The sequence below is a fragment of the Natrinema versiforme genome (assembly GCF_005576615.1).
Lineage (GTDB): Archaea > Halobacteriota > Halobacteria > Halobacteriales > Natrialbaceae > Natrinema > Natrinema versiforme_A.
The window spans coordinates 2,484,023-2,497,980 of the sequence record NZ_CP040330.1 but is presented as its reverse complement, the minus strand read 5'-3'; the positions used below and the strand labels follow the sequence as shown (position 1 = coordinate 2,497,980).

Here is a 13,958-nt window from a genome sequence, read left to right as displayed (position 1 = left end):
CGACACCGACGGAGAAACCTATGACGATGATGGTCGATATTCGAAAGCTGAGCTTCATAAACGAAATGGCGAAGGTCGGGACGAACGGCGTCGCCGACAACATGAGCAAACTGACCGGCGAGGACGCCCAGATGGAGGTGACGAAGACCAACTTCATCGACGTCGAGGACATCGAGTCCCAACTCGACGGCGGGAAGCGGGTCGGCGTCCGCGTCCGGCTGCTCGACCCGCCCCACGGACACATCCTCATCCTCTTCCCCGAGGCGAGCGCGAAGAAGATCACCGCGATCATGCTGCGCGACGTCGTCGACGACATGGGCGATGTCTCCGGGAAGATGGCCCGCAGCGCCGTCGAGGAGATGGGTAACATGATGGCCAGCGGCTTCATCGACGGCTGGGCCGACGTGCTCGGGCGTGCGATCGATATCGCCGCACCGCAGCTCGTCTACGCGCCGACGGAGGACATCGTTACCCGAACGGCGAGTCTCGGCGGTGACGATCTCGCCCTGTTCTTTGATTCCGATCTGTCCGTCCCCAGCTACCAGATCGAAGCCGAAATCTACGCATTCCCCGACTTGGAAGAGTTCGTGGAAATGGTCAACGGCATCGACGTCCAACCCGCATGAAACTCGACGTCAACGCACTCGGCACGTTCTACCGAATGGCTCGAGAGGGGGCCGGATTAGCGGCGGGCCGACTCACACACATGCTGGGCGTCGAGACGCAGGTCGGCGTGACGAAACTCAACTTCATGCGGGGACAGGAGATCCAGCGCGACTTCGAGGATTCGACGGAGAAAGTCGGCGTTCGCGTCAAGTTGACCGGCGGGATCGAAGGCTACTCGGTCGTCGTTTTCGACCGGAAGAACGCGCTCCGGATCGTCGAAACGCTGCTGGCCGAGGCCGGCCCCAACGCGGATGTCGACGCCGACGTCAGCGAAATCGACGGCTTCGACGAGATGACCGAAAGCGCCGCGACGGAAGTTGGTCACATCATGAACAGCGGCTTCATCGACGGCTGGGCCGACGTCTTGGAGACCGTCATCGACGTCTCGACGCCCGAGTTCGTCGAGGGCCAGACCGCCGAGCCCTTTTTCGGCGATATCGACGAGGCACCGGCCGACGACGACCTCGCCTTGCTCTTCCAGAGCCGGATCGAAACCGTCGGCACCGAGGTCGGCTTCAGCCACTACCTCTTCCCGAAACGCGAGTCGATGTCGAAGCTCTTGGAGCGCCTGCGCACGAGCGGGGGCATCGAGTACGACAAACTCGACGGCTTCGACCGAATGGCCGAACGCGGTGCCGAAGAGGTCGCCAAGACGGCGACGACGCTGACCGGCATCGACACCAGCATCGATATCCGCCGGCTGAACTTCGTCTCGCTCGAGGCGATTCCCGAACAGGTCGCCGACGAGAAACTCGTCGGCGTCGCCTTCGAGTTCGACGGGATGCCGAGCGGCTATCTCCTCTTCTTATTCGACGAGGAGTCCGCTCACGAAATCGTCGACGCGATGGTCCCCATGGAGGTCGACGAGGACGGCTTCGGGGAGATGGGAACCAGCGCGATCAAAGAGCTGGGTAACATCATGGCCAGCGGCTTCCTCGACGGCTGGGCGAACGTCCTCGATACGACGATCGACCACTCGACGCCGGAGTTCATCCACGATATCGGCGCTGCGGCTGTCGATCCGGTGATCATCCAACTCGGGGAAAACCAGGACTTCGCGTTCGTCTTCGACACGGTCGTCATGGCCGACGGCCGCGAGTTCGACTGCGAAGTGTACGCGATCCCCGACGAATCGGACCTCGAGCGAGCGCTGAACAACTTAGACGTCGATCGGATCGAGGAGGCCCCGACGACGGCGGAGTTCCAGGAAGTCGATAACGCATGAAAACCTACGGCACCGAACCGGGCGCACCGACGCCGGTCCAGGTCGGCATCTCGGAACTGGTCGTCAGTGACGGCGACGACACGCTCAAATCCTACGGGCTCGGCTCGTGTCTCGCCATCGCGCTGTACGATCCGAACACCGGAATCGGGGGGTTAGCACACGTCATGTTGCCCGACGGCGACGACGCGGACAACAGCGATCGCAAACCCGGCAAGTACGCCGATACGGCGATCCGAGCGCTCCTCCGCCGAATGGTCGAGCGGGGAGCCAACTACACCGCCGTCGAAGCGAAGATGGCCGGCGGTAGCGATATGTTCGAGTTCGAGAGCTTCGGCGACGGCGTCGGGCAGCGCAACATCGTCGCCGCGAAGGCGGAACTCGAGAAACTCGGTGTGCCCCTCGAGGCGGAAGACGTCGGCGGCGAATACGGCCGGACCGTCGAGTTCACGCCGGGCACGGGAATACTCACCGTGAAGACGTCCGACGGGGACAACGGAGTGACGGAATTGTGATCGGCGACGGTGCTGGTGACACCGGAATCGATCCCGACGACCACACCACCAACAGCGGGAGCGATGCGCCCAGCGGCGATGACGATGTCTTCGCCGACCTTCTCGCGTTCGTCGAGGACGAACTGGCGTTCGCGACGAGCCACTACAACGACAGCTATCTCGACCGACGCGTCTCCTCGCGAATGCGGCGCACGCAGCGTGACACCTACGGCGCGTACTTCGAGAAACTGCGAGCCGATCCGGCCGAGCAGGAGGCGCTACTCGAGGCGTTGAGCATCAACGTCACCGGCTTCTTTCGGAACCCCGATGTCTGGTCGGGGATTCGAACTATCCTCCGCAAACTGTCCAAAAACAGTGCCACCGTCCGGATCTGGAGCGCCGCGTGTGCCGACGGCCGGGAGCCGTACTCGCTCGCGATGCTCGCTCGCGACGATCCGGAGATCGACGAATCCAGCGTCTACGTCCTCGGAACCGACATCAGCACACCCGCACTCGAGACGGCTCAAGCGGGGGTTTACGAGGAATCGAGAACGATCGATCTGGACGAGCAGCTCTCCTTTCTCGACGACTACCGGCAGTACGTCGACGTCGACGGCCGAACCTATCGGATCGGTGACGACGTACGACGAAACGTCCGCTTTCAGCGCCACGACCTGATCAACGACGAACCGAAGTCGGGATTCGACCTCGTCATCTGTCGCAACCTGTTCATCTACATCGACAACGCGTACAAACGGCCGATGCTCGAGACGATCGCCCGCTCGCTTCGAACGGACGGCTACCTCGTCATCGGCAAGGCCGAGACGATTCCGCCCAACCTCCAGTCGTCCTTCGCCGTCCGCGAGGCCCGCTTGCGGATCTACCAGCGAGAGCGGTAACCGACGGCGGGACGCCTTGGGTGGGCCCCAGTTCCAAACTGATCACGCGGTCCTGTTCGCAGACTGGAAGACAACCACTCGTTACATGACGGTCCGCCGTATACTCCCGACGGATGCCTTCGCCCGACCTCCGATCGTTCGTCGCCCGCGTCGGGGCACTGGTCGACGCCGCGCCGCCGACCTCCCGCCGGGAGACCCGGACCTCGCTCGTCGAACCCTTCCTCGAGACGCTCGGCTGGGGCTGCCGTGCCGACTCGTGTGTCACGGACCGCTCCGTCGATGGTACTCGGCTCGAGTACGTGCCGTCGATCGATTCGGTTCCGGCGCTGTTCGTCGCCGTCGAAACCTACGACGACTCGCTCGACGAATCCCGAGCGAACGCGCTCCGGAAAGCGATGGCCTGGACGGGCGTCGACCGCGCGATCTACACGAACGGCCGCGAGTACCTCCTGCTCGCGGGCACGACCGACGTCGAGTACCGCGCGCTCAGGCTCTCCGAACTCGCCGATAGCGAATCGGCCCTCGACAACTACTCGAGGGAGACCCTCGACCGTCGGCTCGAGCAACACGCCAGAACCCACGTCGCCAGACAGCTCGCCGTCGAGCGACCGCAACTCGTCGACTCGATCGTCGATCGGCTCGCGGCGGCCACCGTTCAGGGCGACGTCTACGCCGACGAGTTCGAATCCGCGGCCGACCGGTTCCTCGACCGGCTCGTCGTCGCGTTCGCCGAGGACGATCCGAACGGCCGGGACACCGCGTCGGATGTCTCGATTCGGTTCAGCGAATCGGCGATCACTGACGACGGAACGCCGACGACCGCCGGCAGCGACCCCGCCCCCCGGTCCGGAACGAACGGGTCCGAGCCCGATAGCGACGGCAGTTCCGAGGCCGGTACGGACGCGACGGTGGATCCGGAACACGTTGCGGGCTCGAGCACGGATGCCGCTGCCGAACCGGACACGGACGATACGACCGGGTCCGAACCGAACGATGAATCAGCGTCCGCCGCTCGAGACGACGGACAGACGCGATCGGCTACCGACACCGAGACGGACGCCGAGGGTGACGACGGAAGCGCCACGGCGAGGACGGACGGCGAATACGTCGTTCGGTTCTTCAACGAGCGCGGCTCGATCGGTGCGATCGGCCACTCGACAGCTGAGGGAGCGCTCGTGGAAACCGCCGAATACCTCTTCGAACGCGGCCTCTCCGGGGTCGAGGTTCCGTGGAGTCCCGACGACGCCGACGACACGGTCCTGAACGCCGAGCCCACTCACGCCGACGGCTCGCCGATGGCCGCGTCGACACAGCTCTCGAACGGCCTCTATCTCGCGACTGCGGGTAATGTCGACGAGCTGGCGGCTCGAGTCGAGGCGCTGGCCGCTCGCGCTGGTTTGCGGGCGATGCTGACCGGTGATTGGGAGAAAGAGTAATCGGGAGTCGGCCGATCCGATCAGTACTTGATGTCGACATCGACCAGCGTCACGACGACGCGACCGGGATCACCGGCATCGCCGACGTCGCACGTTCCCGCATCCCAGTTTCCACTGTCGAGCGTCGAACTCCACGCATCATCGTAATCGCTTTCTTCGACGGAGATATCCACGTCGCTCGTCTCATTGTAGACCTTACTACTACGATCTTCGACGGACATCGTGAACCCGAGCCCGTCACTGCTCTGTATCGATCGGTCATCCGCCGAGACCCTGACGAGCGAGATAACCGCCGTTTCGTCACCGCATCGCAACTGCGGTCGTTTGCTGACAAGGCTCCAGGACTCCGACTCGTCGCTCCGGACGAGGCCGCCGCCCTCGTAGGCGATTCGATCTCCCTCGGACGTGTACGTGAATTCGCCGAGGTCAATGGTGGCCCCGGCCCCGTCTCCGTACCCGTCGAACCGAGCATCGTCTATCGGATCCCCATCGATCGAGATCGTCAACGTCGTTCCGCTATCGCCGGTCCTGACCGTCCCCTCACGCAACGCGAGTTCGCCGTAGCGTTGCTCGATTCCATCGTATCTGATGACGTCGTTGAAGTTTACGGCGAGCGCCTCCATCGCCCGTTCGGCGTTTTGCAGTTGTTCGGCCTCCTGATAGTCTCGCATCGCCTGGAGTCCGGTCATCGACAGCAACGTGACGGAACTGAGGATGATCGCGAACACGAGAATAAATGCGAGCACGTCGGAGACTGCCCTATCGCCGCGCTGTTCTGACGCAGCCGTCATCGGTTGTGTTCGTCTCATCGGGATCGACTCCTGATCGATATCTCATCGCTTTCGTAGACGATTTCGATCGTGCCGCCGGTCGCCGACGTCTCACTGATAGTTTCGTCAGTCTTGATCGGCACGTGAGCGACGGCATCGGTGTCCTCCGCGGTCAGTGTCACACAGTCTACTTCGTCGAGCAGCGGCTCGTCACAGTCGGTTCGTAATTCGATAGTGTACCGAGAACTCGCGACCGTCCGCGGATGCTCGGTCGTCAGAGTCACGCTATCGTCGGTTCCATTCGCGATCTGATCGACGTTGCCGATTTCGTCGGCGATCCGTTCGCCGACCGTCTCGAGCGAGGCGTCGGCGCTGCGTTCGGTCTCTGACTCGAGCATGGTTCCTGATGCCGTCAACAGCATGGCGATGAGAATCGTCGTGATACCGATCGTGAGGACGTGAGTGAGCGTGATTGACACGGCGCGGTCGCGCTCGTTTTGCTGGCCGATCGTGGGCATGTCAGGGACACCTCGGTTGGATGGTCAGATCTCGTCTGTGGCTGAGCGAATTCGAGTCGTACACGACGGTTACATTGACGTTTTCCAAGGTTGGATCGCTATTAGCGGTCGCTTCGATGTCCCTGATATTCACGGCCGCCGGTGTCGAGTGAGCCGTCGTGTTCTGATAGGCCGTATTGAACGCCGAGATGTTGGCTACTGCCTGATCCTCTAACGTACTGTTGTCACTCGCACCCGATTGGTCTTCCACCTCTACGAGCAGACACCCGATGCTCTGGTCAATCTCGTGTTCGATTACGTCGGCGTCACTCGCACTCTGACTCGTCCCGCCGGAGGATAGCGTCTCCGTATAGAGAACGCCGTTGAAAACGACGACGATGCCTAGAATGATGAACGCGAGCGAAACCGCGCCGATGAGGATCACCTGTGCGCGCTCGCGTCGTCGGGTTACCATAGTATCACCCGCACCTCTACGACGTTGTAGAGCGGCGTTTCATCGTCATCTGTATATTTCCGTGGGATCATCTCGTAATTGTTTCCGTCCTCGGCAGCGTCCCGGAGTTCGTCGGTGTTCGAGTCGGAGGTTACCGTCTGGTTGTCGTATAGCGTGACGGTGTAACTCGCGGTCAACGCACTCGAGGGGGGACTGCCCTGATAGACGAACGTTCGCTTCCCGCCCTCTTCCGGGTGCAACTCGACGTTATAACTCCAGCCGTTTTCACTGAACCGTTCTTTGAGGACGTGTCCCAGCGTAGATTCGTTCGCGAACTGGTTCACCGAGTAGGTCTGATTCTCTTCCTCGGGTGCCGGCGGCTGCTCCGCGTTCTCGAAGCCGCCCTCTCGGTCCCAGTTTCGGGTCACCTCGGAGAGGTTCCCGTCCTGATTTGAGACGATCAGCGCGTCCTGTGCCTCCTGTTGAATCTGGGCCTGGACCGTCCGGTCGGATAATCCACCCGTCGTCGGCGTGATCACGGCCGACTGCAGCGCGAACAGGACGGCCATCAACACGATCAGCGCGCTGATGAATCCCTCGAGGGTGTAGGCCTGTCCGCGGTCCGTATCGGTTCGGTCGTCGGTTCCACGCATATTACCACACCCTCACGACGAGTCGACAGGCGGGGTCGCAGTTCCCGGACCCGTCTTTGATCGTGACGATACGTGCCGAACTGGCTGCCGCCTGCTCGTCGTACACGTCACCGGATGTCCGGTTTGCCTGCTCATCGATCGTGGCACTGTCACCGAACGTCTCGATACTGATATTCACGTTATCGATTTGATGTCCATTGCTCGAGCGAAGGCTGAGATTCTCGGTCAAATCCCCGTTTGCATACGTCGTGTTGAATGCCGTCGGATCGATTTCGTTCCCCGATCCAGTCGACGTGTTGTGGACGATTCGGTCCGCAATCCGGTCGGCTTGTGCCGTCTCCGCGCCACTGATCGACGAGTCGAATGGCGTCACGACCGTCGGGAGAAACGAGAAGACGAAGGCGATCGCTAGCAGGAAGACGCCGATACCGATGGCGAAATCCTGCGTAGTCTGGCCCCGCCGATCCAGCGAGATCGAGATCGTCCGCGGCCGCCGGGATTTTCCTCCCCTGCGTGTTCGTTTGCGACTCATATTAGGCCACCAGCATCCAGCCGATGAGTGCGATCGACGACAGTCCGACCGCGTATTTCAACCCGCTCAGCAGGTCGGCATCTCGGATGTAGCCGCAGATGAATCCCGAGATGATCGCCTGTAAGGTCACCGCGTGGAAGAACAACACCGAGAGCATGTCGACGTCGATGTTCTCGCTGAGGTTCGCCCCGCTCGTTGCGCCCCCGCCACCGGCACTGGATCCACCGGCCTCGGCACCGCTCCCGCCGGCGTTGAGGCCGGCCATCGTATCGATGAACTGCGTTTTGAGGATCGCAATCACCGCGAGTACCGTCATGAACGTCATGATGATGATCACGATCTGCATCCGCGTTCGGGATTTCCGCTCGCGCTCGATATCGTCGTGGTTCTCGCTCGCGGTCGCAGCCGTTCGGAGCACGTCCGAAATCTGGTTCGACGCCTCCTGTGCTTCGGTAATCAGACGCGTCGTCCGAGCGAGTCGCGGAATGTGGTACTTGTTGTTGAACTCGATGAGCGCCTCCTTGAGGCTCATCCCGTAGTTGACCTTCGTGTGCATCATCTCGAACTCGCGGGCCAGTTTGCCGTTCGTGGTATCGGAGACGGCCTTGAATGACTCGAGTAGCGTCAGTCCGGTGTCGTTCGAACTCGAGAGTTTGCGGAGGTCCTCGGAGAGTTTGTTGACGACGGAATTCCGGTGACGAACGTTCCATTCCCGGAAGATCGCGAGGGGGATCGCGGTGATATACAGCGGCAGGTAGATGTAGAGGAACGTCCCCCAGATCGGTTTGTCGAGGAGTTCCGCCCACGACAGCGGCGCTGCGCCGTTGACTACGGCCGTGACGACGATGACCAGTGTCAGGGGGACAGTTAGCGCGAGGGTGATCAACGGATTGTCGCGGAAGAAGAGATGGGGCTTGCGCAGGACTTCCATCGTCTCGTAGGTCCCCTCGCGGTTCTTGATCCGGTCGAAGACGCTGTGCTCGCCGGTGAACTGCTCGACGAGTCCGAGGCTCAACAGCCCGTCGTCCTGCCCCGTTTCGGTCCGCTGATCGGTATCTCCCATCGAGAGGAAGCCGTCACCGGGCTCGTCGTGTTTGACCGTCGAGACGAGCACGATGAAAGCGACGCCGATCATCGGAATGAGTCCGTAGACGACCATGTAGAGCATGTTGTCCGTCACGGTCGCGTCCGGAATCATCTTCATGACGACCATGATGATGATCAGAAGCAGCGGGAACAGGGACAGCGTCATGTACATCTCGCCGAACAACTCGAGCGTCTCGAGGGTGAGTTCCTGTTCCTGCTTTGCGGTTCGCATGTGCTTTTCTTTCTTGTCCTGCAGGAAGCTCTCCATGTCGCCACCGCTGTTGACGATCGAGAGCATGTCGGTCAGGAACTGCGAGAGGTCGTCGCTCGGCGTTTCCAGCGCCTGCTTTCGGATCGCAGTTCGGTAGTCGATGTCGAAGTATTCGGTCTCCTTGACGATGCTCTGGAACTCGTTTGCGACCTCACCGTAGGTGTCGTCGGCCTCAGCCATCGCCTCGATGATCTCGAGTTGGTTCAACCCCCCGACCGACAGGGCGTACATGAACGAGACCGAGTCGGTCAGGAGCATGTTGATCTCGCGCTTGCGGGTCGAGGCGCGCGAGTAGGGGATCGCGACCATCGATCCGAACCCGATCGCAAAGCCGATCGACCCGAATACCAGCCCGGTAACGAAGACGACGGCCGGGACGCGAAGCATCTCGATGATGTCGAGGAAGAGCCCGTGGCCGACCGGGATGCCGATGAGCGCCTCGTTCGAGAGGAGGCCGATGGCGAAGATGCCGTAGCCGAGCAGTAGGCCGATCAGCCAGAGACTGAGCCCGCTGATAAAGCCGATCCCGAGCGCCCGTGAGAGGTAGAGTTCGACCGTATCCGTCATCCGGGCCTGGGCCAGTTTCGTCTCGACGTCGCCGACGAACTCGCTATCCTCGCCGAACAGTCGATCGTAGAGGGGGTAGAACCGATCGCCGAGCGCGTCGGAACTGGCCGACATGCCCGAGCCGCCACTGTCGTCGGTCTGCAGGCTCATGAGTCGCTGTCCTCGTCGCTATCCTCAGCGCCGAAGATACCGCCGTTGTTCTCCGTCGACTCCTCGTCGTCGCCGCCTTTGAAAATCGACTCGTCGCTCGAGTCGCCGCCGTCGAACAGCGAGCCGTCGTCGTCGGCGTCGTCCGCGTCGTCGTCGGTGAAGATGGATTCCGATCCGCCGCCGAATATCGAGTCGCCGTCTCCGTCGTCAGCTCCGTCCTGCGAGCGTGGAGCCTCGGCCGTCGACTCGTCGCTCGGTGACGGGTCCTCGACCGGCGGTTCGTCGCCGGCGTTCGGCTCGCGTCCGGCGCTCGGCCGGTCTCGAGAAGCGGGGGTCGTTCCCGCAGCCGGCTCGTCATCGGCTGCATTGTCCGAACCCGATTCCGGTTCCGTTCCGGCTATCGGTTCGCTATCGTCGGCTGAACCGTCCGGCGGGTCCGCAGTACTGTCGTCGATATCGATCGTCGGTGGCTCCGGCTCGTCGCTCGAGGCCGTTGCGTTCGCGTCGTCGGGAGTCGCTGCGTCGTCGGTGGACGGCTTCGACTCGGTGTCGGATGCGCTCTCAGCAGTCGGTTCCGTCGTCGAGTCGCTCGGTGTGTCCGTCGACGGCGCATCGGTCTCAGCGGTCATCTCCGAGGCCGAGTCGGCGGACTCGAACTGCTCGCTGAAATCATCCGCAGATGTCTCGTCTGCCGATTCCGGATCGAAGATCGAATCGAGATTGTCTTCCGGGAACATCGAGTCGAATCCGGAGGTGTCCGGTCGAGGGGATGCCGTCGAATCGCCGGTCGCGGCTGCCCCTTCCGAGTCGGGGCCGTCGATTTCGTCGATCGTCCCGCCCATGTCATCGAACAACCCGCCGAGATCCCCGTCTTCGGCATCTTCGTGCGGGAGAACCGTCGAATCATCCGACCCGTCCGACCCATCCGAACTCGAGCCCATAGTTCCGTCCGCGCCGGTATCGGCCGGTTCTGCCGTCGAACCCGCCGCGGTCGATCGACTCGGTTCGGATTCCGTCTCCAGACGGGCCGGTAGCTCCGCCCCCGTATCCGCGGCTGCTGTTTCAGCGCCTGTGGCCGAGTCGTCTCCCGTTTCGCTACTCGAGGCGGTCGAACCACCGGGACTGCTCGTATCGCCGGCGGTCGCCGTCTCGGCGGCTGTGTTCGACGCCGTTTCGGAACCGGCGTCGGTGGTGGCCGTCTCGTCGGCGGACGCGGCGCTCTCAGCGGCGGCAGGCGCGTCTGCGGTTGCGCCGTCACTAGCTTCGACATCGAATCCGGTGTCTTCGCTCAGCCACGCCGGCTCGTCCCCGCCGTCGTCGCCCTCGATCGCGAACTCGGTCGAACTGTCGCCCAACTCCCACGCGCTCTCGTCGACGGTGTCATCGACATCGCCGCCGAACTCGAACTCCTCGCTGTCGGCGGAGTCGACGTCGATCGTACTCTCCGTCTCGACCTCGCCGAGCGCGCTCGCGAGACCGCTTGGCACCTCGCCGCGGAACTCCTCGAAGACCGATTCCTCGGCCCGCTCTAGGATGTCCATCGAGAGGTTGTACGTCTCGCTGGTCGACTCGGGCCGGGGCACGAGTTCCTCTTTTTCGGGATCGACGTCGATCAGCACGCTCTCCATCTCGCGGAGGTCCTCGAGGCTGTCCTCGAGTTGGCCGTTCGCGATGAGCGTGAGGATCGTATCGGGGTCGTTGATGAACGCTTGGACCGTCGCGGCGACCTGCGCGTACGTGTTCAGCTCGTTCTTGATGAGGTAGGCGAGGATGATCTCCCGCTTGAACAGTTCCTCCTCGAGCTTTTCGTTGCTCCACCCGCGGTCGAACTGGATCTCTTCTAAGGTGTTCGAGTCCCCCATCTTGAGGTACTCGTCGGTTTCGGCCTGCCACTGGTAGACGTCCTGAACGTTGATCTCGTCGTGTTCGGCCTCGTAGTGGTTGATCTCGGTCAGGGACTTGTTCCGGCGGACCTTCCGCCCCTGGACCCGTGTCTGGGTCTGGATCGAGACCAGATCCAGCGCCGTGAACATCGTCTTCGAGACGTTGATCGGGTCCGTCGTGAACCGCTTGAGAACCTCGTCGACGGAGTCGGCGTGGAAGGTGGTGTAGGTGGTGTGACCGGTCGACATGACCTGGAAGAGCGTCCGTCCCTCCTCGCCACGGATCTCGCCCATCACGATGTAGTCGGGCCGCTGGCGAAGCGCGGCCTCGAGCAGGTCGAACTCGTCGACGTCGCCCTGCTCGTCGTCGGAAAACGACGGTCGGGTGACGCTGGCGATCCAGTTTCGCTGGGGGAGTTCGACCTCACGGGTGTCCTCGATCGAGACGATCTTGGCGCTCGAGGGGATAAAGAGGGAGACGGCGTTCAGCGAGGTCGTCTTCCCGGATGCGGTACCACCGGCGAAGATCAGGCTCTTGTGGTTCTCGATGGCGAGCCAGAGGAAAGCCATCTCGTCGAGCGAGAAGGTGTTCCAGTTGATGAGGTCGATCGGGGTAAAGGGGACGTCCTTGAACTGCCGGATCGTGTAGTTGGTCCCGTGGTCGGACACTTCCTCGCCGAGCGTGAGCTGGGCGCGCGAGCCGTCGGGCAGGGTCGCGTCGACCTGTGGAAGCCGCTTGCTGATCCCCTTGCCCGATCGCTGGGCGAGTTTGACGACGAAGTCGTCGAGTTCGTCCTCGCCGTGGTAGATGTTCGAGATGATCTGCTCGTACTCGGAGTGGTAGACGAACACCGGCGAGTTGTAGCCGTCGACGGAGATGTCCTCGACGTTGATGTCGTGTTTGATCCCGTCGATGCGCTCGTAGCCGATGAAGTCCCGTTTGAGCAGGTAGAGCAACTTCTCGACCTGATACTCGCTCAGGGTGTCCGGGTCGTCGGCGAGGATCGCCGGCTCGGGACGTACTTCGATTCCCTCGAGTTGACTCGGACCCGCGTTCTCGGCCTCTGTTTCGTCGTCGTCGAGAAGTCCACGGAGCGTCTCGAGGATTCCCTCGGCGGTCTCGCCGGAGGTCGCCTCGAAGAGGTCGTACCGCTTCAGCAGTCGCCGGGTCTCGTCCTCGATGACCGTCCGGCGGCCGTCCTCGCTCGACTGCTCCTTGATGCCGTCCTCGGAGTACTTGATCGCCTTCCGGAGTTTGCCCGAGAGGAACTCTTGGAGTTCGATCTCGATCTCGTTCCGGTAGGGCTCGATCATGTAGTACTTCTTCTCGTTTTCCTTCTCCGAGTGGAAGATGACGACGTAGGCGTAGGGTTTGTTCACCCAGTAGCGCTCGACTTCCCGGAAGTGAGTCTTCTTCTCGAAGGGAACGGCCTTCTCGAGGTCGTAGCGATTGGAGACGGTGGTGTTGCCCGCGGCCGTCGAGAAGAACTCGTCTTCCTCGATGTCCGCTTGGACGTTGACCGTCCGTTCCTCGACGATATCGTCGAGTTCCAGCGCGGCGTCGTTACCGGCCGCGAGACGCGCCTCTAACGTGTCCGGATCGAAACCCAGCGCCTCCTTCTCGTCGTGACGGACGATCTCGCCGTCACCGTCGCGCGGGCGACTGCCGTCCTCGTCGTAGTAGTACTCCCACTTGTAGTGTTCCCAGGTCCAGGTGTCCTTGACGACCGGCGTCGTTTCCGGATCGACGTACTCACAGAAGATATCCCAGAGCGTGGCGGCGTCGTCGCCGGCGGTGGGCAGGACGCGGTCCGCGAGATCGTCCGGATGGTGTCCGAGATACGATTCCGGATCGAACTCGACCTGATTCCAGTCGTCCCCGCTCGGGACCCTCGAGCCGACGGTCTCGTCGGTATCGAGTCCGAGTTGATCGTCCGTTGCGTTCAGTTCGGCGTCGTCCGGATACAGCTCGGAAATCTCGTCGCCGTACCCGTACTCGTCCATGAACTCTTCCCACGTGTACTCGCCGACGCTGACGGCCGAGTTCGATATCGGGTCAGCCCCATGAGACCGCTCGTCTTCCGACGCAGAGTCGGATGCCTCCCCCTCAGAAAAGTCCCCGGCATCCGATTGGTCGGCCTCGTCAATAGCCATTGCGTCTACACGAACGCTCACCCCTCAAAAAATTCATCCGCCCATTACCATTTCTGATAATCCTACGTCCGGCGGTTTCGTATCGTTTCCAGCAGTTTTCGTAAATATATAAGTTATATTATAATAACCGAATGACGGACGAATTCGAGCGGCCGGTGACTGCTCGTGCTCGGTTATATAACATCAGAATGGGTGTGTCGGATTACCAATCACTAGTGGCTACA

12 protein-coding genes are annotated in these 13,958 nt (G+C 61.9%); 5 read left to right on the top strand and 7 right to left on the bottom strand.

The features are described from left to right. Positions 1-20: 20 nt before the first annotated feature. From FEJ81_RS12285 to FEJ81_RS12265, 5 genes are all read left to right on the top strand, one after another. A complete protein-coding gene (locus FEJ81_RS12285) occupies positions 21-626 on the top strand; it encodes a chemotaxis protein CheC (RefSeq protein ID WP_138245564.1) in 606 nt (201 codons plus the stop codon). Beyond that, on the top strand, positions 623-1,891 hold the full coding sequence (locus FEJ81_RS12280; RefSeq protein WP_138245563.1) for a chemotaxis protein CheC: 1,269 nt from the start codon (positions 623-625) through the stop codon (positions 1,889-1,891). The genes FEJ81_RS12285 and FEJ81_RS12280 overlap by 4 nt, the downstream gene beginning before the upstream one ends. Further along, complete coding sequence (locus FEJ81_RS12275; RefSeq protein ID WP_138245562.1) at positions 1,888-2,403, top strand: chemotaxis protein CheD; 516 nt, start codon at positions 1,888-1,890, stop codon at positions 2,401-2,403. The genes FEJ81_RS12280 and FEJ81_RS12275 overlap by 4 nt, the downstream gene beginning before the upstream one ends. Continuing rightward, complete coding sequence (locus tag FEJ81_RS12270) at positions 2,400-3,281, top strand: CheR family methyltransferase (protein ID WP_138245561.1); 882 nt, start codon at positions 2,400-2,402, stop codon at positions 3,279-3,281. The genes FEJ81_RS12275 and FEJ81_RS12270 overlap by 4 nt, the downstream gene beginning before the upstream one ends. A 113-nt stretch (positions 3,282-3,394) precedes the next feature. Further along, complete coding sequence (locus FEJ81_RS12265; protein WP_138245560.1) at positions 3,395-4,717, top strand: hypothetical protein; 1,323 nt, start codon at positions 3,395-3,397, stop codon at positions 4,715-4,717. A gap of 20 nt (positions 4,718-4,737) precedes the next feature. Here FEJ81_RS12265 and FEJ81_RS12260 read toward each other — a convergent pair whose 3' ends face one another. The 7 genes from FEJ81_RS12260 to FEJ81_RS12230 are packed head-to-tail and all read right to left on the bottom strand — an operon-like array spanning position 4,738 to position 13,734. Beyond that, positions 4,738-5,526 carry a DUF7289 family protein gene (locus tag FEJ81_RS12260; protein WP_229504704.1) on the bottom strand — a complete coding sequence of 263 codons (789 nt, stop codon included), beginning with the start codon at positions 5,524-5,526 and terminating at the stop codon, positions 4,738-4,740. Continuing rightward, entirely contained in the window at positions 5,523-6,005 is a 483-nt protein-coding gene (locus FEJ81_RS12255) for a DUF7266 family protein (protein ID WP_138245559.1), read from the bottom strand. Before FEJ81_RS12255 ends, FEJ81_RS12260 begins: the two co-directional genes overlap by 4 nt. Position 6,006: 1 nt before the next feature. Further along, a complete protein-coding gene (locus tag FEJ81_RS12250; protein WP_138245558.1) occupies positions 6,007-6,459 on the bottom strand; it encodes a hypothetical protein in 453 nt (150 codons plus the stop codon). After that, positions 6,453-7,091 carry a DUF7288 family protein gene (locus FEJ81_RS12245; RefSeq protein WP_138245557.1) on the bottom strand — a complete coding sequence of 213 codons (639 nt, stop codon included), beginning with the start codon at positions 7,089-7,091 and terminating at the stop codon, positions 6,453-6,455. Before FEJ81_RS12245 ends, FEJ81_RS12250 begins: the two co-directional genes overlap by 7 nt. Position 7,092: 1 nt before the next feature. Next, the gene (locus FEJ81_RS12240; protein WP_138245556.1) at positions 7,093-7,623 is read right to left on the bottom strand and encodes a DUF7287 family protein; all 531 of its coding nucleotides are present in this window, start codon (positions 7,621-7,623) and stop codon (positions 7,093-7,095) included. Between the two features lies 1 nt (position 7,624). Further along, entirely contained in the window at positions 7,625-9,697 is a 2,073-nt protein-coding gene (locus FEJ81_RS12235) for a type II secretion system F family protein (protein WP_138245555.1), read from the bottom strand. Beyond that, positions 9,694-13,734, bottom strand: coding sequence for an ATPase, T2SS/T4P/T4SS family (locus FEJ81_RS12230; protein WP_138245554.1), 4,041 nt, complete (start codon positions 13,732-13,734; stop codon positions 9,694-9,696). The genes FEJ81_RS12235 and FEJ81_RS12230 overlap by 4 nt, the downstream gene beginning before the upstream one ends. Between the last annotated feature and the right edge of the window lie 224 nt (positions 13,735-13,958).

Excerpts from the sequence above, each read along its gene's own strand:
- FEJ81_RS12240 (WP_138245556.1), bottom strand. The coding sequence starts at position 7,623 with ATGAGTCGCAAACGAACACGCAGGGGAGGAAAATCCCGGCGGCCGCGG.
- FEJ81_RS12275 (WP_138245562.1), top strand. The coding sequence starts at position 1,888 with ATGAAAACCTACGGCACCGAACCGGGCGCACCGACGCCGGTCCAGGTC.
- FEJ81_RS12260 (WP_229504704.1), bottom strand. The coding sequence starts at position 5,526 with ATGAGACGAACACAACCGATGACGGCTGCGTCAGAACAGCGCGGCGAT.
- FEJ81_RS12255 (WP_138245559.1), bottom strand. The coding sequence starts at position 6,005 with ATGCCCACGATCGGCCAGCAAAACGAGCGCGACCGCGCCGTGTCAATC.
- FEJ81_RS12230 (WP_138245554.1), bottom strand. The coding sequence starts at position 13,734 with ATGGCTATTGACGAGGCCGACCAATCGGATGCCGGGGACTTTTCTGAG.
- FEJ81_RS12235 (WP_138245555.1), bottom strand. The coding sequence starts at position 9,697 with ATGAGCCTGCAGACCGACGACAGTGGCGGCTCGGGCATGTCGGCCAGT.
- FEJ81_RS12285 (WP_138245564.1), top strand. The coding sequence starts at position 21 with ATGACGATGATGGTCGATATTCGAAAGCTGAGCTTCATAAACGAAATG.
- FEJ81_RS12280 (WP_138245563.1), top strand. The coding sequence starts at position 623 with ATGAAACTCGACGTCAACGCACTCGGCACGTTCTACCGAATGGCTCGA.
- FEJ81_RS12250 (WP_138245558.1), bottom strand. The coding sequence starts at position 6,459 with ATGGTAACCCGACGACGCGAGCGCGCACAGGTGATCCTCATCGGCGCG.
- FEJ81_RS12265 (WP_138245560.1), top strand. The coding sequence starts at position 3,395 with ATGCCTTCGCCCGACCTCCGATCGTTCGTCGCCCGCGTCGGGGCACTG.
- FEJ81_RS12245 (WP_138245557.1), bottom strand. The coding sequence starts at position 7,091 with ATGCGTGGAACCGACGACCGAACCGATACGGACCGCGGACAGGCCTAC.